Below are 20,499 nucleotides of genomic sequence, written 5' to 3'. Positions count from 1 at the left end.
ACGGGCGGTTTCTCGGGAGGTCTCGGTGGGTGTGGCAGCCGGTGCCGTCTGGGGCCGTGGTGAGCAGCAGGACTTTCGTAGCCGGGTGCGCGGGACCTTGCTCGGGGCGGCCGTCGGGGATGCGCTCGGGGCGCCCATCGACGGGCTCGACCTGGAGGGGATCCGGGAGGAGCACGGAGTCGCGGGGCTCGTCGACCTGACCTTCGGGCACGGCCGGCGCGGCGCGGTCACGCACCGCACGCAGCTCACCCTGTTCACCCTGGACGGGCTGATACGCGCCCAGGTGCGCCGTGACACCGGCGCCTGGCATCCGCCGACCGATCTGCACCGGGCCTATCTGCGGTGGGCGGCCACCCAGCGCGACTGGGGGCCCGACGAGCGGCGCAAGGACGACGGGTGGCTGGCGCGCGAGGAGTGGCTGTACGCCCGCCGTGAGCCGGACCTGGCCTGTCTGCTCGGGTTCGGTGACGAGACCATGGGGACGCTGGACGCGCCCAAGAACCCGGGGGAGCCGGGGCCCGAGGCCGCCGCGCGGTCCGCGCCGTTCGGGCTGCTCGTCGGCTGGGAGCCGCAGCTCGTGATGCAGCTCGCCGTGGAGTGCGCCGCGCAGTCGCACGGGCACCCCGTCGCCTACCTGTCCGCGGGGGCGTACGCCGTCATCGTGCACGGGCTCGCCCGCGGCGACAGCCTCGACGCCGCCGTGCAGCGCGCGCTCTCGCTGCTGACCGCGCGGCCCGGGCAACAGCCGGTCACGGACGCCCTCCAGCACGCGCTGGGCGCCGTACGGCAGGGGATGCCGACCCCCGGGCGGGTGGAGGAGCTGGCCGGGGACGGTACGGCGGAGGGGCTCCTGGCGGTCGCCGTGTACTGCGCGCTCGTGGGGGAGGACGTACGGCACGGGCTGTGCCTCGCGGTGAACCACGGGGGGCCCTCCGGCGCGGCGGGTGCCCTCACGGGCGGGCTTCTCGGGGCGCTGCACGGCGAGACGGCCCTGCCGCCGGCCTGGCTGGCCGAGCTGGAGGGCCGTCCCACGATGCTCGTCCTGGCGGACGACTTCGCGATGGAGATGACGCAGGGGCCTGCGTTGCACGGACCCGCGGGGTCCTCGCCGGGGTGGCTGGCGCGGTACCCGCGGGGGTGATCGGTGCGGGGTGGCGCGGCGGGGGTTTTCTTCGCCCCCTCCGCCCCTGCCCTGCCCGTCGTCCTGGGGCTGCGCCCCCCCTTCCCCCTTGTCGCGTTGTCGCGCTTCGCGCTCGTCCTCAAACGCCGGACGGGCTGGTGGTATCCGCTCCGTCCGCCTGGATCGGTACCGTCGCCGCCGCCGAACCGTCGTCGTCCGTGTTGATCTTCTCGATGATCGCGTCCCGCTCCGGGGTGGCCTCGGGCTTGAGGAAGCCGATGAGGATGTAGAGGACCAGGGAGATGGCCATCGGCACCGAGACCTGGTACTCCAGCTTCACATCCGTGCGCTGGGAGAAGTCCAGGTTGTAGTTGACGAGGAAGAAGGCGAGGAGGCCGCAGGCCCAGCTCGTCAGCGCCGCCGTCGGGCCGGACTTACGGAACGGCCGCAGCAGGCCCAGAATGAACGGGATCGCGATCGGGCCCATCAGACCGGCGACCCACTTGATGACGACCGTGATGATGTCCTTGAACGTCGGCGAGTTGACCTGGGTGGCCACCGCCATGGAGAAGCCGAGGAAGGCGACGGTCGTCACGCGTCCGGCGATCAGACCCGCCCGGCTGTCCCACGCCCGTGCCGTCTTCGAGAGGACCGGCGCCACGTCCCGTGTGAACACCGCCGCGATCGCGTTCGCGTCGGAGGAGCACATGGCCATCGTGTGCGAGAAGAAGCCGACGACCACCAGGCCCAGCAGACCGTGCGGGAGCAGTTGGTCGGCCATCAGCCCGTACGCGTCCGACCCGTCGGGCTTCTTCGCCGTCACCAGCAGCGGGGCCAGCCACATCGGGATGAAGAGGATCACCGGCCACACGAACCACAGCCCGGCGGACAGGAACGCGGACCGTGTGGCCTGCTTCGCGTTGCCCGTCGCCATGTAGCGCTGCGCCTGGTTCCACATGCCGCCGTTGTACTCGAAGAGCTTGATGAAGAGGTACGCGATGAAGAAGACCGTGAGGTACGGGCCCGCGAAGCCGTCCGCGTGACCGTGCAGCTTCGGCGAGTCCAGCGCCTTCGACAGACCGCCCTGGTCGGAGATCTTGTTCAGCGCGATGATCAGCATGGAGAGCCCGGCGAGCAACTGGATGACGAACTGGCCCAGTTCGGTCAGCGCGTCCGCCCACAGGCCGCCGATCGTGCAGTAGACCGCCGTGATGCTACCGGTGATGATGATGCCCTGGGTGAGCGTGACGCCGGTGAAGACGCTCAGCAGGGTCGCGATCGCGGCCCACTTGGCGCCCACGTCCACGATCTTCAGCAGGATGCCGGACCAGGCGAGCGCCTGCTGGGTGGGGACGTTGTAGCGGTCCTTCAGGTACTCCAGCGGGGAGGCCACATGGAGTCGGGAGCGCAGTCGGTTGAGCCTCGGCGCGAACAGCTTCGCGCCGATCGTGACGCCGATGGCGATGGGGAGCGCCCAGGTGACGTACGACGTGATGCCGTACGTGTAGGCGATACCGGCGTACCCGGTGAACATCACCGCGCTGTAGCCCGACATGTGGTGCGAGATGCCGGACAGCCACCACGGCATCTTGCCGCCCGCGGTGAAGAAGTCGCTGACGCTGTCCACACGCTTGTGGGACCAGACACCGATCGCCGTCATCACGCCGAAGTACGCGACCAGGACGGCCCAGTCGAGACCGTTCATGTGCCCCCTTCCAGGGTCCGCCTTATGAACTCCGCCCAGCAGGCTGGCACTTCGCCTGAGCGGGGTAAGGGCGAGGAAGGCCGCGAAGTGCCCGCTCATCGTGGGTGGCGTGGTGCGGGCACGACAAGCGAGCGTAAGGTCAAGAGCAGGCAAAAATGTTCGCCTTGCTGACCTTGGTTCATACACATGAACATGTGAAGTGGCGCAAAAGGGTGGGTCAGCGCATCAACTCCCCCGCGTTCACGAGCAGGGACTGTCCGGTGATCGCCCGCGCCCGGTCGGACGCCAGGAAGACCGCGGCATCCGCCACGTCCCCGTCCGTGGCCAGGTCGGGCAGCGCCATCCGCTCGGTGAGCCGCTGGAGCACGTCCGCCTCCGGTATGCCCTCGGTGTGTGCGGTGAACTGGACGTACGCCTGGACCGGCGGACCCCACATCCAGCCCGGGAGCACGGTGTTGACGCGGATGCGGTGCGGGCCGAGCTCCCGGGCGAGCGAGTACATGGCGCTGGTCAGGGCGCCCTTCGAGGCCGCGTACGCCGCCTGCCGCACCTGCGTCGGGGCGGCCACCGACGACTGCGTGCCGACGATCACGACCGAGCCGCCCGACACCTTCAGTCCGGTCAGACAGGCGCGCGTCATGCGCAGCGTGCCGAGCAGGTTGACGTCGAGAACCGACTGCCAGGTGGCGAAGTCCGCGTCCTCCAGGCCGCCGAAGTGGCTGTCCCAGGCGGCGACATGGACGACGGCGTCGATCCGCCCGAAGCGCTCCGTGGCGAGCGCGGCCAGTGCCTCGCACTGTGCCTCGTCGGTGATGTCCGTGGCGCGGTACGCCGTGTGCGCGCCGTCCGGGTCGAGTTCGGCGGCGGCCTTGGCGAGGTTCGCCTCCGTGCGCGCCCCGAGCACCGCGTTGCCGCCGTCGCGCACGACGGCCGCCGCGACCTGATGGCCGAGCCCGGCGCCGACTCCCGACACGACGACGGTCTTGCCCGTGAGCAGTGACATCGAGGTCCTCCCCTTTATTTGGCTCGGTTCACCTCCGGGGCGCGCCCCTTCGGCTCGCTCGCCGTGGCTCTGGCGCATTGTCTGACGGGGCGTCAGAGTATGGGCGCACGGCAGAGGAAGGAAGAGCGAGGAAGAGCCGGAAAGAGCAGGAAAGAGCAGGAAGGGGAGCGTCATGGGTGAAGAGACACGAAGCGAGACGTACGCGGAGCTGGCCGCCCTCGGCCCGTACGGGGTCCGTCCCGGCCACGCCCTGATCACCATGGTCGAACCGCACCCGGGCCATGAGTTCGCGTACAACCGCTGGTACGAGGACGACCACTACTACGCCGGCGCGATGGCCATGCCCTGGATGTACGCCGGGCGCCGCTGGGTGGCCACCCGTGATCTCCAACTCCTGCGCTACCCGGAGAAGTCGGCGGTCGCCCAGCCCGTCACCGCCGGCTGCTACCTCTCCACGTACTGGGTCACCCAGGGCCGCTACGACGACCACATGAAGTGGACCGTCGGGATCAACAAGCGGCTCAATCGCGATGGTCGGGTCTACCAGGACCGTACGCACGTCTTCACGGCCTTCCAGGACCACGAGGCGACGGTGTACCGCGACGGGGCGGCGGGGCCCCGCGACTTCCACGCGCTCGACCACCCGTACGCGGGGCTGGTGGTCGAGGTGATCGACGCCGAATCGACCGCGCAGCGGGCCGAGTTGCTGGAGTGGCTCAGGTCCCGCCATCTGCCGGGGCGCCTCGCCGGCTCCCCGTCCGCCCTGGTCACGGTCTTCCGCCCGACACCGCTGCCCGGCGACCGCATGACCTATGTCAAGCAGGTCGAGGGAGTCGACACGAGGCTGACCCTGCTGTGGTTCCTGGAGGCGGACCCCCGGGAGTGCTGGGAGGGCTACTTCGCGGACCTCGGCACCGCGGTGGCCGAAGGGGGTCTGGGGAAGGTCGAGTTGGTGGCGCCGTTCATTCCCACGCTGCCCGGGACGGACAAGTACGTGGATCGCCTGCGCTGAGCCCGGTTCGTCCACGAGGGCGAACCGAGGCACAGAGAAAAGGGGAGGGCCCCCTCGGCCGGGACGGCGGGCCAGTCGAGAGGGCTCTGTCGGTTGTTCCTCGGTGGATCTTCAGTGATTCCTATGAAGTTGTGGTTGGTGGTCATGGGTCACGCGAGGTCAAAGGCTCCCCGGCCGACCTCGGCCACGAAGGCGTTCCACGAGTTGGCGGGAAACGCCAGCGTGGGACCGTGGGGGACCTTGGAATCCCGTACCGCCATTGCCGCGAGAGCCGGGGACTTGACCTCGACGCACGCGCCGTTGCCCGCGGAGTAGGAGGACTTCGTCCACTGCTCCGTGGCACCCTGAAGAATTGCCATTTTTGCTCCGGTAGCCAGTTGTCGAGTTTCGCTGTCACCGGACCGGGGGTTCCAACCGGAACCCACAGTTCGGTTTGCGCCAACCTTGTTGCGTGGTGGCGTGATCGACGCTACTCGCCAACATCGGTGTGCGATGTGGCTATTCACTCGACTGGATGGCATATTCCAGTGGGGACTTACGCCGTGACGTGACGAAGGTGTATCGTGCGCCACTTTCGTCCCGAGGCGCTCCCGAAGGGCCTCCGATGCGTCCCGAGTGGCCCCGGAGCGGAGTCTCAGCGGGCGTACTCCTTCGCGATGTCCGTGATGAACTGGCGCGATTGATCCACATTCAGGGCCTGTGCCCTGAGGTGTTCGTACATCACGCTGTATTTCTGGACGTCGGCTGCTTTCTCCAGATAGAGATCGCTGGTGACGCCCTCGATGTAGACGACGCTGGAATCCGCCGCGTCGGGGAACTCCAGGATCGCGTACTGGCCGTTGAGGCCGGGGTGCGCCCCCACCTCGTACGGCAGGACCTGCACGGTGATGTGCGGGAGCTGGGACATCTCGGCGAGGTGCTCCAGCTGTTCGCGCATCACCAGACGGCTGCCGACCACCCGGTGCAGCGCCGCCTCGTCGAGCACGGCCCACAGGCGCAGTGGGGATTCCTCGGCGGAGACACGTTCCTGCCGGCGCAGGCGGACCTGGACGCGCTTCTCGATGTCGGCCGTCGACGTCTCGGGCAGCGCCCCCTGGATGAGCGCCTCGGCGTAGGGGCGGGTCTGGAGCAGGCCGGGGATGATCTGGGGTTCGTACGCCCGCAGGGATGCCGCGTCGGTCTCCAGGCCGATGTAGACGCTGTACGGGATGTCGCCGAAGGAGTGCCACCAGCCCTGCTGGCGGGAGTCCTTGGCCATCTGCATGAGCGAGTCGACGATCCGTACGTCCTCGACCTCGTAGACCCCGCACAGGTCGCGGACGTCGCGCTGACTGATGCTGCGCCGCCCGTTCTCCAGGCGGCTGATCTTCGACTGCGAGACGAGGAGCCGTTCGGCGACCTCTTCGGCCGTCATGCCCTTGAGCTCGCGGAGCCGACGCAGCTCCTGGCCCAGCCGACGGCGCCGGACGGTGGGATTTACATTGGACGCCACGGGACGTGCACCTCCGGCTGCGTGCCTGTACTTGTGTACGTGCAACTTTGCGTATCTGCTGTTGAGCAGACTGCCACCAAGGTGCTTTCTACCGCTGGAAAACAGCGGATATGCGCTGGGCAGGCGCCCGTTCGGGATCTGGCCGGTATCCGCGCCCGCGCGGGCGAGCGGTTGCCACCGCATACGGCTGCCCGCTGTCCGCTTGCCGGGACCCGAACATGCGGCTGCGCGGGGCAGCGGGCCGTGTCGTCGTCCGGACGTACGGCGTTGCTGCCCCGCGCGAGCCAGCGGCTCCCGAACCGGTCGTGGGGACTGCGGTGCGGCGCTGATGACGTAACTGGCGGTGCGAGCGGTGCTGGTGCTGCCGGTGCTGCGGTCGTGTCGGCTGCCGTGGTACTGCGGCTCAGTGAGCCACGGCGCGTGCCATGGATCCGTGGTGCGGTTGCATCGGAACACCCCGGGCCGGTTCCGGTGCGGACCTGACGCCGGCGGTGGCCGGACGGCCTGCCGGTGCCGGGCTGCGGCGCGGCTGTGCGGCCACACCGTTCTGAACGTCCATGACCGCGTGGGCCACGAGGCCGCCCATGGGGTCATGCCTGATCAGATCCCGTAGCCGGGAGCGGGACGAGCGTCCCTCGTTCCCCGGATACAGGTGCTTGCCGAGTCCGACCGCGTGGGCCAGGGCGGCGAGCGCCGCGGTCCGCGGGTCCGGTGGAACACCGGTGCGGATCGCGTTGTCCAGCCGGGCCTTGATCTCCCGGCTGATCTCCGTGTCCGTCGCTTGGTAGCGAGTCGTCGGCAGCACCCCGCACATCTGGCCGGCCACGGCATGCACCATGCCGCACCTCTCCAGATGCGAGAGGTAGGTCTGACGGAGTCCCAGCCGGGGCCCGCCAATCCAGTTCACTGCGCGTACGGGTGCTCCGCGTCGGCGAAGCAGTTCCAACGCACAGTCCAGTGTTGGATCTCCAGTCGGCCGTGGGGCTACCACGGCGATACGATCCCCGTCTGGGGCTATCCGTCCGGCCAGCGCCAGCTCCACTAGCTGTGCTCCGGCCAGACCGAGGTCGAGCGACTGCGGCTGTGCGGTGGTACCCGTGGTCGGGTCCAGCGCCAGCAACAGAAGCTCCTCCGGAATTGTTCTGCGGCTCCTGCCCATCCATGCCTCCCCGCGTGGATGAATGACAGGGTGACCCCTCTCACATCGGTCTGTCGAGAGTGCGTGACCGGAATGTAGTGGAACCGGTAGGTATGTCGTTCTCGTCTACCGGAGGGGTTAAGCCCGCGCACAGGACACTGGTGCATGGTTCGGACAGTGCGTCCGGGCCGGGTTATACGGGGTTTTACGGGTTCATGGTTCGGTTGGGCGCCGGTGGCCGGCGCATGGAGGAGGCATCGGTGGCGGGCGAGTCCCCCGACAGGTCGAAGCAGCACGAGTCGTCGACGTCGTCGGCAGAACCGACGCCGGGGACCCCGGCCGCGGTTCCGGGCCCGACCCGGCCCACCGCGTCGGCCTCGACCTCGGCTCCGGCCGACCCCCGCTTGGCGGTGGCCCGCGAGACCGCTCCGGCGTCGCGGGTGGAGCGGTCGGAACCGCTGCAGGCCGACCGGGCGACGGCGGTGTTCTCGACTCGGGCCGTCGCTGCCCGAGCGTCGGGCGCGGAGGGTTCCGACTCCGCTTCGGGCGCGGAGGGCTCCACCGGGGCCGACGCGGCCGGTGAGAGCGCGGAGGCCAAGGGTTCCGGCGACGCCCGGCTGCGGGCCGCTGTGGCCGCGTGGGTGGCGGTGGCGGACACGGAGGAGCGTGAGGGCGGCTCCGAGGACGAGGGCGCCGACGCGGAGTCCGTGGCTGCGGCTGCGGGCGGCGAGCAGGCCTCGGCTGCCGGTGACGCCGACGAGGCCGCTGATGCGCCGCAGGCCTCCGACGCGGCCGATTCCGGCGATGCGGACTCGGGCGAGGGCCCGAAGGGCGAGGCTCCCCAGGACGCCGAGAGTCCTGAGGTCGCGGCTTCAGAGCCCGCCGCGGACGTCGAGCCCGAAGCCGAGGCCGAGACGGCCGATGAGCCGAAGGCCGACGTGACCGACGCCGAGGCTGCCACGACCGACGTCGAGGACGCGACGGACGCCGAGGCCGTCGGCGACGGCAAGACCCCGGAGGACGCCGCTTCCAAGACTGCCGACGCCGGGTCCGCCGCGAGCGACGTCGAGGACGCCAAGGCTCCGGAGAGCGCCGCCGCGGACGCCAAGACCCCGGAGGACGCTGCTCCCAAGCCCGTCGTCGACCGGGCGACGGGTGTTTTCCGGGCTGTGAAGCCCCCGGTCGCGGAGGAGCCTGCCGACGCCGGGTCCGCCGCGAGCGACGTCGAGGACGCGAAGGTCGCCACGGATGCCACGGCTCCGGAGGGCGCCGCTTCCAAGGCTGACGTCGAGCCTGACGCCCCGACGGGCGCCAAGGCTCCGGAGGATGCTGCTCCCAAGCCCGTCGTCGACCGGGCGACGGGTGTTTTCCGGGCTGTGAAGCCCCCGGTCGCGGACGAGCCCGTCGACGCCGAGCCCGGCGCCCCGGCGGACGCGGAGCCCGAGGACGCGGCTCCCGAGCCCTCCTCCGAGGACACCGCCGACGAGCCGAAGGCCGACGCGCCTGGTGCCAAGGCTCCCGTCGACCAGCCCACCGCCGTCTTCAAGGCCCCGCGGCGCCCGGCCGTGGACCAGCCCACCACCATGCTCAAGCTGGGCGACGTCAAGCCCCCGGCCGACAAGGCCACGGACAAGGCCGCGGACAAGGTCAAGCCCACCCCGGCCCCCGAACCCGAACCCGAACCCGAAGCCGAGCGCACCAGCAAATTCGTTGCGCTGAAGCCCCTCGACGAGCCCGCGCCGCCGAAGCCGAAGGGTGCGCCCGCGGCCACGTCGGCCTCGTCGACGGCCACCACCGCGTTCCCGCAGGTCGGCCCGGAGCGGACCACGCAGCAGCCGCTGCCGCCGAAGCCGCCGCTGGATCTGCTGGCCGAGCTGACGAACACGCCCCCGCGGCCGGAGACCCCGGTGCGGACGATCGTGCGGCGGGTCAAGATCTGGACCCCGCTGGTCATTCTGCTCGCCGTGATCTTTGCAGTCGTACAGGCCGTACGTCCGCTGCCGGCGCCGAGCCTCACGCTCACCGCCGACGACACGTACACCTTCAAGGGCGGCGAGCTCGACCTGCCCTGGCCGGGGCAGGGCCAGTCGGCCATCGAGGTCGAGGGCGTGGGCAGCCTCGGCACCGACGGCAAGCAGACGCCTCAGGCCATCGCGAGCGTCGCCAAGATCATGACGGCGTACGTGATCCTCCAGGAGCACCCGCTGAAGGGGAACGAGGGCGGCGAGCAGATCACGGTCGACCAGCAGGCCGAGGACGAGTCGAAGAACGACGACGAGTCGACGGCGGCCGTCACCAAGGGCCAGAAGTTCACCGAGCGGCAGGTCCTGCAGATGCTGATGATCCCGTCCGGGAACAACGCGGCGCGGCTGCTGGCCCGCTGGGACTCCGACAGCGAGACCTTCGTCGGCAAGATGAACGCCGCGGCCAAGAAGCTCGGCATGACCAGCACGACGTACACGGACCCGAGCGGTCTGAAGAAGACGACCGTGAGCACGGCCGCCGACCAGCTCAAGCTGGCGAAGAACGCCATGCAGGACAAGGTGTTCCGCAGCATCGTCGGAATGGCCAGCGCTCAGATCCCCGGCCTCGCGAAGCCCATCTACACCACCAACGACCTGCTGACGAACCAGGTCGGCGTGATCGGTCTCAAGACCGGTTCGTCGACCCCGGCGGGCGGCAACCTCGTGTGGGCGGCCACCAAGACCGTCGACGGCGAGACGCAGACGGTCTACGGCGCCGTGCTGAACCAGAACGCCGGCACGGGCAGGGTCTGGGACAGCCTTCAGTTGGCCCTCACCAACAGCCAGAAGCTGATCGACAAGGTCCAGAAGGGCCTGACCTCCGCCACGGTGGTGAAGAAGGGCGACGTCGTCGGGTACGTGGACGACGGGCTCGGCGGCAGCACCCCGGTGGTCGCCACCAAGAACATGAAGGCGGTCGGCTGGCCCGGCCTGAAGACCAGCATCTCGATCGGCGCGGATGGCGAAACGGTCCCGCACTCCGCCAAGGCCGGCACGGTCGTGGGCAAGCTGACGGTCGGCGACGGATCGGACCACGCGGTCACCATTCCCGTCGCCCTCAAGTCGGCCCTCGCCGAGCCGGGCTTCGCAGCGAAGCTCAAGCGCGTGAGCTGACCGCGTATGCGGCGTGTGCCGCGCATACCGGTACGCCGGCGGGGGCGGCCCCGCCGGCGTACCGGGCGCGTACCGCAAGCACCACAAGCACCGCACCTGCGCAGGAATCGCCTCGAATGCGCTGCGAGCGTGGCGTAAACGCTGCTCACTCCGTCAGGGGCCACCCACCCGGGCGCTCCCCGGCGGGGTGCGTGCTAGCGTCGCGAGATCGGGGCAGGTCGCGGGCCACGGGTCCCGGCCGGACGAGACCGGACGAGATACGGGACACGGGGAGTGCCTTGCAGTGGCCACAGCGGAGCCGAGACATGCCGACGACGCCGATCCTGGCCCAGGATCCGGCCCTCGAATACCGCTGCGCGCCCGCACCCCGGAGTCGCCCGCCGCACCGGTAGGCCCCACCGAGCCCGAGCCGGCCACCAAGGCAGCCAAGGCTGCCGGGACCGCTGATGACGCCGATGACGCCGATGACGTCAAGGCTGCCAAGACCGTCGACGACGCCGAGTCCGCCCTGCGCAACCGTGTCGTGAGCTTCGCCCGCCGGTACCCCGTCCTCCTCGCGACTGCCCTGTCCGGCGTACTGCACCTCGTCTGGTTCTTCACGTTCGCCAACAGTGGCGGGGACCTCGCGGCGCAGGACGCGTGGGCGGAGTTCGTGGGGCGGCATCCGGACTCGGCGTACAACCTGGCCTGGTACGGCGGCATGCACCCCGTGTCGTACAGCGTGGTGTCGCCGTATCTGATGTCGGTCCTCGGTGTCCGTACGACGATGATGATCGCCGGGACCATCTCGGCGGGCCTGCTGACGATGATCCTGATCCGCAGCCGGGTCGTGCGGAACCCGCTGTGGCCCACGCTGGCCGGGGTCTTCGCGCTGCTGTGCAACGCGATCTCGGGCCGGGTGACGTACGGCCTGGGTCTGGTCTTCGGGCTCGGCGCGACCGCCATCGTCTTCTGCTGGCCGCACCGCTGGCGCTACAAACGCTGGGCGAAGGCCCTGTGCGCGGCGCCGCTCGCCGCCCTCGCGACCGCCGCGTCGCCCGTCGCTGGGCTGTTCGTCGGCCTTGTCGCGGTGGCCCTCTTCCTGCAGAAGCGCCGGCCGGGCGCGTACGCCCTCGGGATCGCGCCCACCGTCGTGGTGGCCGTCTGCGCCTGGATGTTCCCCTTCTCCGGCACCCAGCCGATGGCCATCGGCTCGGCCTCGCTGCCGTTCCTGTACGCCGTCCTCGTCTTCGCGCTCGTGCCCAAGGAGTGGAAGACGGTACGGATCACGGCGGCGGTCTACGGCGTCGCCGTGTTCGGCGTCTGGCTGATCAGCTCGCAGATCGGTTCCAACATCTCGCGGCTCGCGATGCTCTTCGCGGGGGCGGTGCTGCTGGCGGCGCTGCCGTTCGCGGTGCCGCGCTCGCGCAAGTGGTACACGATCGTCCTCGCCTTCGCCGGGTTCGTCGGCTGGGTCGGCTTCAAGGCCGTCGACGACATCGTGCACACGACGCCGGAGGCGTCCTGGGCGCGCGAGCTGGCACCGCTGGTCAACCAGCTCCAGGTGGTCGGCGCCGAGAAGGGGCGGGTCGAGGTCGTCCCCGCGCGCTCGCACCGCGAGGCCTCCGCGCTCGCCCCGTACGTGAACCTCGCCCGCGGCTGGCTCCGTCAGGCCGACATGGAGCGCAACCCCCTCTTCTACGACGACACCCTCAACTCCGCGAACTACCACGAGTGGCTCCAGCGCTGGGCCGTCCACTTCGTGGTGCTGCCCAAGGGGGAGCCCGACGGGGACGGCGGTCAGCGTGAGCGGCAGCTCGTGCAGCGCGGCATGCCGTATCTGAAGCAGATCTGGGGCGACGCGAACTGGCAGCTGTTCGAGGTGACCGACCCCACGCCGATGGCGTCGCCGCACGCCACCGTCGACAGTGCCGAGCAGGGGGAGCTGACCATCGAGGTCGGTGAGCCCGGGCGCGTCCTCATCCGCGTCCCGTACTCGCCGTGGCTCAGCCTCGTCGACGCCAAGGGCAAGAGCCTCAAGCCGCCGCAGGAGACCGAGGGCTCCAAGCATCGGGAGGAGGGCACGCCGAAGACGTTCGACAACGTCAACGGGTGCCTGATGGAGGCGGAGGAGAACGCGTCGGGGGACAAGTGGACGGTGCTGTTGGCCCCTGGCAAGGGGACGTATCGCCTGGCGGCGCCGTACCAGTTGCCTCGGGGGACCCCCTGTCCGGAGGAGCTGCACTGAGGGGTGTCGGGTGACTGAGGTCGGGTGATCGGTGGGGGGTGGGCCGTGAGGTTTTTTCGCCCCTCCGCCCCTACCCGTCCCGTTGTCCTGGGGGCTGCGCCCCCTCGCCCCCCAATCGCGCTGACGCGCTCGTCCTCAAACGCCGGACGGGCTGGAAATCCCGCCGGACGCGCTGGAAATCCCGCCGGACGGGCTGGGAATCCCTGCGGACGGGCTGAAACCCTTCACCGGGAACGCCACGTCGCACACCGGGTCCTCCGGTCCCGCCGCGTCCCAGTCGGTGAAGTAGACCTCTCGGCAGGGGCCCGCGTAGTCGAGGTCGTGTTCGGACATCCAGGCCTCGACGGCTTCGAAGGCGGCGAGGATCTGGGGGTGGGCGACCTGGGCCTTGGTGATGCGGGTGCAGGCGAGGCGGTGGGCGGGTTCGATGCGGACGGCGGTGGTGCGGGAGCGGCCGTGGGATGCCGCCCAGGCCCGGGCGAGGGCCTCGTCGGCGACCGGTACGCACGACTCGACGGGGCCGTCGCTCTCGGTCGACACCTCGGAGTGGTAGACGACGAAGGGCGCACCCGTGATGCCGCCGCACTCAAGTGCGGCCTCCTCCAGGCGCCCCAGCGAGGCGGGGATCCACACGGGCAGCTCGTCCGACAGTGTGTGCCGCGACTCGGTGAGCACCACCTGCTCCGGGACGTCCACCGTCTCGACCACGAACTTCTCGTACATATCGGAACTCCCTGACAGTCGGCCACGGAGGTACTCGGCCAGCGTCCGCTGCGAGGCGAACCGCGCCTCGGCCTGCGCCCAGTAGGCGGTGAGCCGGTCGGACGCCCGCGCTCCGTCCAGCCGCACCAGCTCGGCGATGTGCGCGAGAGGCATGTCGAGCTGGCGCAGGAGTGCGACGAGGCGGGCGCGTTCGGCCTGCTCGGCGCGGTAGTAGCGGTAGCCGCTGACCTCGTCGACGTGCGCCGGGGGCAGCAGACCGAGGCGGTCGTACAGCCGCAGCGCCTTCGGCGAGAGCCGCGCGCGGGCGGCGAACGCGCCGATCGTCAGCAGCTGCCGTCCCTCTTGCCGCTCCACGCGCTGCTCGTCCACGAGGCCATCCTCCGTCACCGGGCGCCTTCCGCCCGGCGAGGAGGACGATGTTCCTTGCCCCAGGGGCAAGGTCAAACGGTGAGCTGCTTCTCGACTGCCGCCACGATCTCCGCCGACTCCGGCTCGGTCTGCGGCGAGAAGCGGGCGACGACCTCGCCGTCCGTGCCGATGAGGAACTTCTCGAAGTTCCAGCGGATGTCGCCGGTGTGGCCCTCGGCGTCGGCGACGTCGACCAGGCGCTCGTAGAGGGCGTGCCGGCCCTCGCCGTTCACCTCGACCTTCTCGGTCAGGGGAAACGTCACGCCGTATGTGGCCGAGCAGAACTCCGCGATCTCCTCGGAGGTGCCGGGCTCCTGGCCGAGGAACTGGTTGCAGGGCACGCCGAGCACGGTGAAGCCCTGGGCGGCGTACCGCTCCTGGAGGCGCTCCAGGCCCGCGTACTGCGGTGTCAGGCCGCACTTGGAGGCCACGTTCACGAGGAGCACGGCCTTGCCGCGGTACTGGCCGAGGTCGGCGGAACCGCCCTGGAGGGAATCGATCTCTACAGCGAGCACAGAGTTGTCGTTAGTCATACCCGGAGCCTAACCAGCGTGGACGGAGCGCTCGAAGAAGGTCTCCAGTACGACGGTGGCGTGGGTTCCGCTGACGCCCTCGATCGCGTACAGCCGCCGCAGCACGTCCTGGAGCCGCTCGGTCGTCGCGGTGCGCACCTTGACCAGGACGGAGGCGTTGCCGGCGATGACGTGGGCCTCCTCGATCTCGGGCAGCGCGGCGAACGCCTCGGCGGACTCGCCCATCCAGGCCGACGAGTCGACCATGACGTAGGCGAGGACACCGAGGCCGAGCGCCGCCGGGTCGATGTCGACGGTCGTGGCCCGGATGACCCCGTGCTCGCGCAGCTTGCGTACGCGCTCGTGCGCGGCCCCGGCGGACAGGCCGACCTCCTTGCCCAGCACGGCGTACGACCGGGTGGCGTCCTGTTGCAGCAGGGCCAGCAGCCGACGGTCGATGTCATCCACTTGCTTCATTCATCGACCATATCTGGTTCGGTGGATTGCATGCTACGTTGAATGAAATTCTGTACCGAGCCGAGGGGGAACCGTGTCAGGTCAGATCGTCAACGGGGTGTACGAGGTCCTGGACGACCGCTTCCGTACCGGCCGCTGCGCCATCGGCGACAGCAGGCTGGAGGTGCTGCACGACGGGAGCCGCTGGGCCGAGGGCCCGCTGTACGTTCCCGCCTGGCGCCAGCTGATCTGGAGCGACATCCCCAACGACCGCATCCTGCGCTGGGACGAGCAGACCGGCGAGGTCGGCGTCTTCCGCGCCCCGGCGGGCCACAGCAACGGCAACACCCTGGACCGGCAGGGCCGCCTGATCACCTGCGAGCAGGGCAACCGCCGGGTCACCCGCACCGAGCACGACGGCACGGTCACCGTCCTCGCCGACCGCTACGACGGCAAGCGGCTCAACAGCCCGAACGACTCGGTCGTACGCTCCGACGGCTCGGTCTGGTTCTCCGACCCGGACTTCGGGATCAGGAGCGACTACGAGGGCCACCGGGCCGAGAGCGAGATCGGCGCCTGCAACGTCTACCGGATCGACCCGGTGACGGGCGAGGTGCGGCTGGTCGCGGACGGCTTCATGGGGCCCAACGGCGTGATCCTCTCCGCCGACGAACAGCAGTTGTACGTCTCCGACTCCAGCGCCGGCCGCATCCACGTCCACGACGTGCACGACGACGGCACCCTCTCGGACGGCAAGGTGTTCGCCGAGGGCAAGGACGGCGTCCGCTTCGACAACATCCGCTTCGACGACGAGGGTCGGCTGTGGGCGGCCGCCCTCGACGACGGCGTGCACTGCTACGACCCCGACGGCACCCTCATCGGCCGGATCGTCGTCCCCGAGACCGTCTCCAACATCACCTTCGGCGGCCCGAAGAACAACCGCATGTTCATCACCGCCTCGACGTCCCTGTACTCGCTGGTGGTGTCGGTGACCGGCGCGCCCCGCATCTAGGAGGCCTGGGCTGCCTTGACCACGACCTCGCCCGCGGGTGTCCGGTAGTACAGCACCGAGCGCCCCGCCCGACGCCGCTGCACGAGCCGGGAGTCGAGCAGCACCTTGAGATGCCGTCCGACCGAGCCGAGCCCCTGGCCGGTCAGGGCGACCAACTGGGTGGTGCTCAGCGGGGAGTCGAGGAGGACGAGGACGCCCGCGCGGGCCGGGCCGAGCAGCGCGCCCAGGGAGGCGGGCGCGCAGGCCGGGCCCGTCTCCGCGAGCGCCCCCGAGCACGGGTAGACCACCGCGTACCGGTGGGGCTCCTCCCAGGCCACCCAGCCGATCCCCTGCGGGGTGACCGGCACGAAGAACAGCTGCGCGCCGGAGATCTCCCGCGGCGGGTACTCATGGGTGTTGACCTGGAACCTGCTCTCGCCGAGCCAGCGTGTCCCCGGCCGCAGGCCGTCGAGGACGGCGGCCCAGCCGCCCTGGCTCAACCGGGCGGTACGGGCGACGACATCGGCTTCGAGGACGCGTCGGCGCCGGTCCCAGTAGGGGCGTATCGCGGACGTCCAGACGTACGTGATGAGGTCCGCGGCGCGCTCGGGCAGGTCGTCGCGGCCTCGGAGCAGGTCGGGGAGCGGGCCGCGCAGGGACACGAGGAGCTGGGCCCGCGCGTCCGCCCCCGGCACCTCGCGTATCCGTGCGACCTCCGTCTCGAAACCGGTGTCCTCGCCCGTGGCCGGCGGTGTGAGGAAGTCGGCGGTCCAGGACCGGCCGAGCCCGGCGCGGATCGTCGCCGCGGTGACGGGGTCGCGCTCCAAGTGCCGCCGGTAGGCGGGCAGATGGGCGTCCAGCCAGGCCCGCTCGCCGGGGTGGGAGGCCGTCCCGGAGTGCAGCAGCCGCAGTCCGGCGAAGGTCTCGGCCAGCGGGGACACCACGAAACGGCTCCCGGCGAGGGTGTCGGCGTTGATCTGCCACCAGCCCATGCCCGGCCCCCTGCCTGCCCGCTCGTTGGTTTCGTGTCTGCGCGAAACTCTAACGACCCGTTCCGGGGCCGCCGGAGACTCCCCGCATGCGCAGCTACTCCGACCTCTTCCGCACCCGCGAGTTCACCCCGTTCTTCCTGGCCTCCGCACTCCAGGGCGCCGCCCAGACGGTGGGCGGCCTGGCGCTGGGCACGCTCGTCTACGAGGACACCGGCTCACCACTGCTCTCGGCGCTGAGCATGTTCGGCCCGTCCCTCGCCCAGGTCCTCGGCGCGACCACCCTCCTCTCGGCGGCGGACCGGCTCCCGCCGCGCGCGACGATGACCGGCATCTCGCTCGCGTTCGCCGTCTGTACGGCGGTGATGGCGCTGCCCGGCCTGCCCATCGGCGCGGTCTTCGGACTCCTGCTGGCGCTGGGCCTGGTCACCTCACTGGGCGGCGGGGTCCGCTGGGGCCTGCTGAACGAGATCCTGCCGAAGGGCAGCTACCTGCTCGGCCGCTCGGTCTTCAACATGCTCAACGGCATCATGCAGATCACCGGCTTCGCGACAGGCGGTGTCCTCGTCGCCGTCCTCTCCCCGCGCGCCACGCTCCTCACGGCCGCCGCGCTCTATTTCGTGGGCGCCCTGGCCACCCGCCTCGGCCTCGCCCGCCGCCCGCCCCGCGCGGCCGGGCGCCCCTCCGTCGTGCAGACCTGGCGCACGAACGCCGTCCTGTGGTCCTGCGTCCCCCGCCGCCACGTCTACCTGCTGCTGTGGATCCCCAACGGCCTGGTCGTCGGCTGCGAGTCCCTCTTCGTCTCCTACGCGCCCGACCGCGCGGGCCTGCTCTTCGCCTTCGCCGCGTTCGGGATGTTCGTCGGCGACGTGACGGTGGGGCGGCTCCTCGCCCCACGCGTGCGCCGCCGCATGGGCATCCCGCTGCTGCTGCTCCTGGCGACGCCGTACCTGCTCTTCGTCCTCCGTCCCGCGGTGGGCGTCGCGGCGGTCTGCGTCGCTCTCGCCTCGGTCGGCTTCGGCGCCAGTCTCGTCCAGCAGGAACGCCTGATGGACCTGACTCCGGACGAACTCAGCGGTCACGCCCTCGGGTTGCACTCCTCGGGCATGCTCACCATGCAGGGCGTCGGCGCGACACTGGCCGGCGCCGCGGCCCAACTGACGTCGCCCGGCACGGCGATGACGGTCATGGCCGCCGGGTCGCTCACGGCGACAGCGGCCCTGGCAGCGGCGGGCAGGCGGGAGAAACGCCGTCCGGGCGGCGGGGGTGACGGCGAGGGCGGGCCGGTCGGTGTGCTCGGAGCCGCGGACGTGGCTACCTAGCCTGCGCGAGGGACCACGGTGCGCAGGACCTCCTCGATGCGGTCGGTGATGTCCGCGCGGTCGTTGAGGACCCAGGAGATGTGCTGGGCGCCGAAGAAGGCGGAGACCAGGACGCGTGCGGTGACGCCCGGGTCGGAGTCGGCGGGCACCTCGCCCTCGTCCCGGGCCTGCTGGAACCAGCTGGTCAGCGACTCGGTGTAGCCCAGGTACGGCATCGGCAGATCGGCGCCGATGAGGGAACGCTCGATCTGCAGGCGGGCGCCCGCCCGGACCACGGTGTCGTCGCGGAAGGCGAGGGCCGTGCGGACGAGGAGTTCGCGCACGGCGTCGAGCGGGGACAGGGCCGAGTCCTGCACGTCCTGCTTGATCACTTCGAGGAGGTGGTAGAACTCCTCGGCCACGGCCTGGGCGAGCGCCTCCTTGTTGGCGAAGTGGAAGTAGACGGCTCCCTTGGTGACACCGGCGAGTTCGGCGACGTCCAGGACGGTGACGGCGGGGAACCCCTTCGTCGCGAACGCCTCGGCCGCCGCGTCGAGCACCTGCCCGCGGGTGCGCACGGCGCGCTCCTGCTTGAGGCCGGTGTCCTTGTGCCGGGGGGCGGTGGCCCGGGCCCCTCGGGAGCTGCTGTCCGTGGCCATGGTGGGGTCCGTCCTCGATGCGCCGACACGATCGGTTCCGTGAAATATACCTTCGGGAACGTATGGTAATCCGCCGGTCGGCCGCTTCCGCCGGCCGGCACGCGGGGGCTGCCGCCCGCGCGATCAGGGGGCCGGTGCTGTCCCGCGGGGTGCACGCGGCAGCAGCAGCGCTGTGGCGGCGGCCGTCACGAGCAGCATCAAGGCGCCGGTCACGAAGCTGGTGTCCATGCCGTGCCGGAAGCGGGAGGTGTCGGCGATCAGCGCACCGAACGCCGCCACCGCGAGGCAACTGCCCACCTGGCGCGCGGTGTTGAGGAGCGCGGCCGCGGTGCCCGCCCGCTCGGCGTCGACGTTCTCCAGGATCGCGGCGGTCAGAGACGGTACGGCGAGGCCGCCGCCCAGGCCGATCGGGACGAGGAGGAGGACCGGGACGACGAGCGAGGTGTGCGGGGTGACCGTGAGCATCAGCAGCGCGCCGCCCGCCATGATCAGCTGGCCGGTCACCATCGGGACCCGGGCTCCCTTGCGGGCGGCCAGCCTGACGCCCGCCATGTTGACGACGGAGATCAGCGCGCACATCGGGATGAACATCGCGCCCGCGCCGACCGGCGACGCGCCCCGCACCTGCTGGAAGTACATGCCGAGCAGGAAGATGGCACCGTAGAACACGGCGTTGAGGGTGAAGCCGGCCGCCAGGCAGACCAGCACCGTACGGGACCTGAAGAGAGTGAGCGGGACCATCGGCTGCTTGCTGCGCGACTGCGTGGTGACGAAGGCGACCGCTGCCGCGGCGGCCACCACCAGCGTGACCGGCACCCCCGTGCCGCCCCAGCCCGCGTGGCCGCCCTCGATCACGGCGTACGTCAGACCGGCCAGGCTCACCACCACGGAGAACTGTCCGAGCAGGTCGACCGGGGCCCGGCGGCGCGGGGACGGGGCGATGCGGGTCAGCAGGGCGAGGCCGACCGCGCCCACCGGGAGGTTCAGGTAGAACACCGCTCGCCAGCTCAGCCCGCTGGTGAGCATGCCGCCGACCACCGGGCCGACGGCGACGGCGACGGAACCGGCCGCCGTCCAGATCGCGATGGCCCGCGCCCGCCTTCCCGCGTCGGTGTAGGACTGGCGGATCAGCGCGAGCGACGCCGGCACCATCAGCGCGGCGGCACCGCCCTGCACCATCCGGGCGCCGATCAGCGTGCCCAGGTCGGGTGCGACACCGCAGCCCAGCGAGGCCACGGTGAAGGCCCCGAGGCCCCAGGCGTACGCCCGACTCGCCCCGACCCGGTCGGAGAACGTGCCGGCGGACAGCATGAACGCGGCGAACATCAGCGTGTAGCCGTCGACGATCCACTGCAGGTCGGCCATCGAGCCGCGCAGACTGCCGGCGATGGCGGGAAGGGCCACGTTGACGACCGAGCCGTCGAGGGAGATCACGAAGAAGGCGAGCAGCGCGGCGGCGAGGACGGTGTGCGGGGAGCCGGGGGAGCGGCTCGTCCCCGCAGCCTGCACGGTCGGTGCGGCCCGGGTGGGCATGGCCATGTGAACTCTCCTCGGACGTGGGCGCGTTGAACGGTCGAAAAAAATTCCTTCGCGAAGGTATCACTTGAGAAGGGGTGAGGACAGGGG

17 protein-coding genes are annotated in these 20,499 nt (G+C 70.7%); 6 read left to right on the top strand and 11 right to left on the bottom strand.

What is annotated here, in order from left to right; all coding sequences use genetic code 11:
* The first annotated feature begins 25 nt into the window (after nt 1–25).
* Nucleotides 26–1,141, top strand: coding sequence for an ADP-ribosylglycohydrolase family protein (locus ACN6LB_RS06670; protein WP_356138229.1), 1,116 nt, complete (start codon nt 26–28; stop codon nt 1,139–1,141).
* Between the two features lie 118 nt (nt 1,142–1,259).
* Here the strand turns inward: ACN6LB_RS06670 and ACN6LB_RS06665 are convergent, their stop codons facing one another.
* Together ACN6LB_RS06665 and ACN6LB_RS06660 are read right to left on the bottom strand one after the other, a co-directional pair.
* Nucleotides 1,260–2,825 (bottom strand): sodium:solute symporter family protein, encoded by a 1,566-nt coding sequence (locus ACN6LB_RS06665; protein ID WP_445024958.1) that lies wholly within the window; start codon nt 2,823–2,825, stop codon nt 1,260–1,262.
* A gap of 217 nt (nt 2,826–3,042) precedes the next feature.
* Nucleotides 3,043–3,828 carry an SDR family oxidoreductase gene (locus ACN6LB_RS06660; protein ID WP_445024957.1) on the bottom strand — a complete coding sequence of 262 codons (786 nt, stop codon included), beginning with the start codon at nt 3,826–3,828 and terminating at the stop codon, nt 3,043–3,045.
* A 172-nt stretch (nt 3,829–4,000) separates the two neighbouring features.
* Between ACN6LB_RS06660 and ACN6LB_RS06655 the strand changes: the two genes are divergently transcribed.
* Nucleotides 4,001–4,840, top strand: a complete 840-nt coding sequence (locus tag ACN6LB_RS06655; RefSeq protein WP_445024956.1) for a hypothetical protein — start codon at nt 4,001–4,003, stop codon at nt 4,838–4,840.
* 149 nt (nt 4,841–4,989) lie between these two features.
* On the opposite strand, the gene ACN6LB_RS06650 is transcribed toward ACN6LB_RS06655, so the two are convergent.
* The 3 genes from ACN6LB_RS06650 to ACN6LB_RS06640 form a co-directional block, all read right to left on the bottom strand.
* Nucleotides 4,990–5,199, bottom strand: coding sequence for a DUF397 domain-containing protein (locus tag ACN6LB_RS06650; RefSeq protein WP_445024955.1), 210 nt, complete (start codon nt 5,197–5,199; stop codon nt 4,990–4,992).
* 275 nt (nt 5,200–5,474) lie between these two features.
* A complete protein-coding gene (locus tag ACN6LB_RS06645) occupies nt 5,475–6,332 on the bottom strand; it encodes a helix-turn-helix domain-containing protein (protein WP_356138219.1) in 858 nt (285 codons plus the stop codon).
* A gap of 403 nt (nt 6,333–6,735) precedes the next feature.
* Entirely contained in the window at nt 6,736–7,491 is a 756-nt protein-coding gene (locus tag ACN6LB_RS06640; RefSeq protein WP_356138217.1) for a GOLPH3/VPS74 family protein, read from the bottom strand.
* A 224-nt stretch (nt 7,492–7,715) separates the two neighbouring features.
* Between ACN6LB_RS06640 and ACN6LB_RS06635 the strand changes: the two genes are divergently transcribed.
* Nucleotides 7,716–10,607 (top strand): serine hydrolase, encoded by a 2,892-nt coding sequence (locus ACN6LB_RS06635; protein WP_445024954.1) that lies wholly within the window; start codon nt 7,716–7,718, stop codon nt 10,605–10,607.
* A 283-nt stretch (nt 10,608–10,890) separates the two neighbouring features.
* Nucleotides 10,891–12,834, top strand: a complete 1,944-nt coding sequence (locus ACN6LB_RS06630; RefSeq protein ID WP_445024953.1) for an MFS transporter — start codon at nt 10,891–10,893, stop codon at nt 12,832–12,834.
* Between the two features lie 135 nt (nt 12,835–12,969).
* Here the strand turns inward: ACN6LB_RS06630 and ACN6LB_RS06625 are convergent, their stop codons facing one another.
* The 3 genes from ACN6LB_RS06625 to ACN6LB_RS06615 are packed head-to-tail and all read right to left on the bottom strand — an operon-like array spanning nt 12,970 to nt 14,945.
* Nucleotides 12,970–13,944 carry a MerR family transcriptional regulator gene (locus ACN6LB_RS06625; RefSeq protein ID WP_445024952.1) on the bottom strand — a complete coding sequence of 325 codons (975 nt, stop codon included), beginning with the start codon at nt 13,942–13,944 and terminating at the stop codon, nt 12,970–12,972.
* A gap of 53 nt (nt 13,945–13,997) precedes the next feature.
* On the bottom strand, nt 13,998–14,498 hold the full coding sequence (locus ACN6LB_RS06620) for a glutathione peroxidase (RefSeq protein WP_445024951.1): 501 nt from the start codon (nt 14,496–14,498) through the stop codon (nt 13,998–14,000).
* A gap of 9 nt (nt 14,499–14,507) precedes the next feature.
* Complete coding sequence (locus ACN6LB_RS06615; protein ID WP_356138282.1) at nt 14,508–14,945, bottom strand: Lrp/AsnC family transcriptional regulator; 438 nt, start codon at nt 14,943–14,945, stop codon at nt 14,508–14,510.
* Between the two features lie 82 nt (nt 14,946–15,027).
* Between ACN6LB_RS06615 and ACN6LB_RS06610 the strand changes: the two genes are divergently transcribed.
* Nucleotides 15,028–15,945: an SMP-30/gluconolactonase/LRE family protein gene (locus ACN6LB_RS06610; protein WP_445024950.1), complete on the top strand. Its 918-nt coding sequence runs from the start codon at nt 15,028–15,030 to the stop codon at nt 15,943–15,945.
* Here the strand turns inward: ACN6LB_RS06610 and ACN6LB_RS06605 are convergent.
* Nucleotides 15,942–16,916 carry an ArsR/SmtB family transcription factor gene (locus ACN6LB_RS06605; RefSeq protein ID WP_445024949.1) on the bottom strand — a complete coding sequence of 325 codons (975 nt, stop codon included), beginning with the start codon at nt 16,914–16,916 and terminating at the stop codon, nt 15,942–15,944. The two genes, ACN6LB_RS06610 and ACN6LB_RS06605, sit on opposite strands and share 4 nt — an antisense overlap.
* An 86-nt stretch (nt 16,917–17,002) precedes the next feature.
* On the opposite strand from ACN6LB_RS06605, the gene ACN6LB_RS06600 reads away from it, so the two are divergent.
* Nucleotides 17,003–18,235 (top strand): MFS transporter, encoded by a 1,233-nt coding sequence (locus ACN6LB_RS06600; RefSeq protein WP_445024948.1) that lies wholly within the window; start codon nt 17,003–17,005, stop codon nt 18,233–18,235.
* On the opposite strand, the gene ACN6LB_RS06595 is transcribed toward ACN6LB_RS06600, so the two are convergent.
* On the bottom strand, nt 18,232–18,873 hold the full coding sequence (locus ACN6LB_RS06595) for a ScbR family autoregulator-binding transcription factor (protein ID WP_445024947.1): 642 nt from the start codon (nt 18,871–18,873) through the stop codon (nt 18,232–18,234). The two genes, ACN6LB_RS06600 and ACN6LB_RS06595, sit on opposite strands and share 4 nt — an antisense overlap.
* A gap of 123 nt (nt 18,874–18,996) precedes the next feature.
* Nucleotides 18,997–20,412: an MFS transporter gene (locus tag ACN6LB_RS06590; protein WP_445024946.1), complete on the bottom strand. Its 1,416-nt coding sequence runs from the start codon at nt 20,410–20,412 to the stop codon at nt 18,997–18,999.
* Nucleotides 20,413–20,499: the final 87 nt, after the last annotated feature.

This window comes from Streptomyces sp. SAS_270 (assembly GCF_052543295.1).
This window is presented reverse-complemented; position numbering and strand designations above follow the sequence as displayed.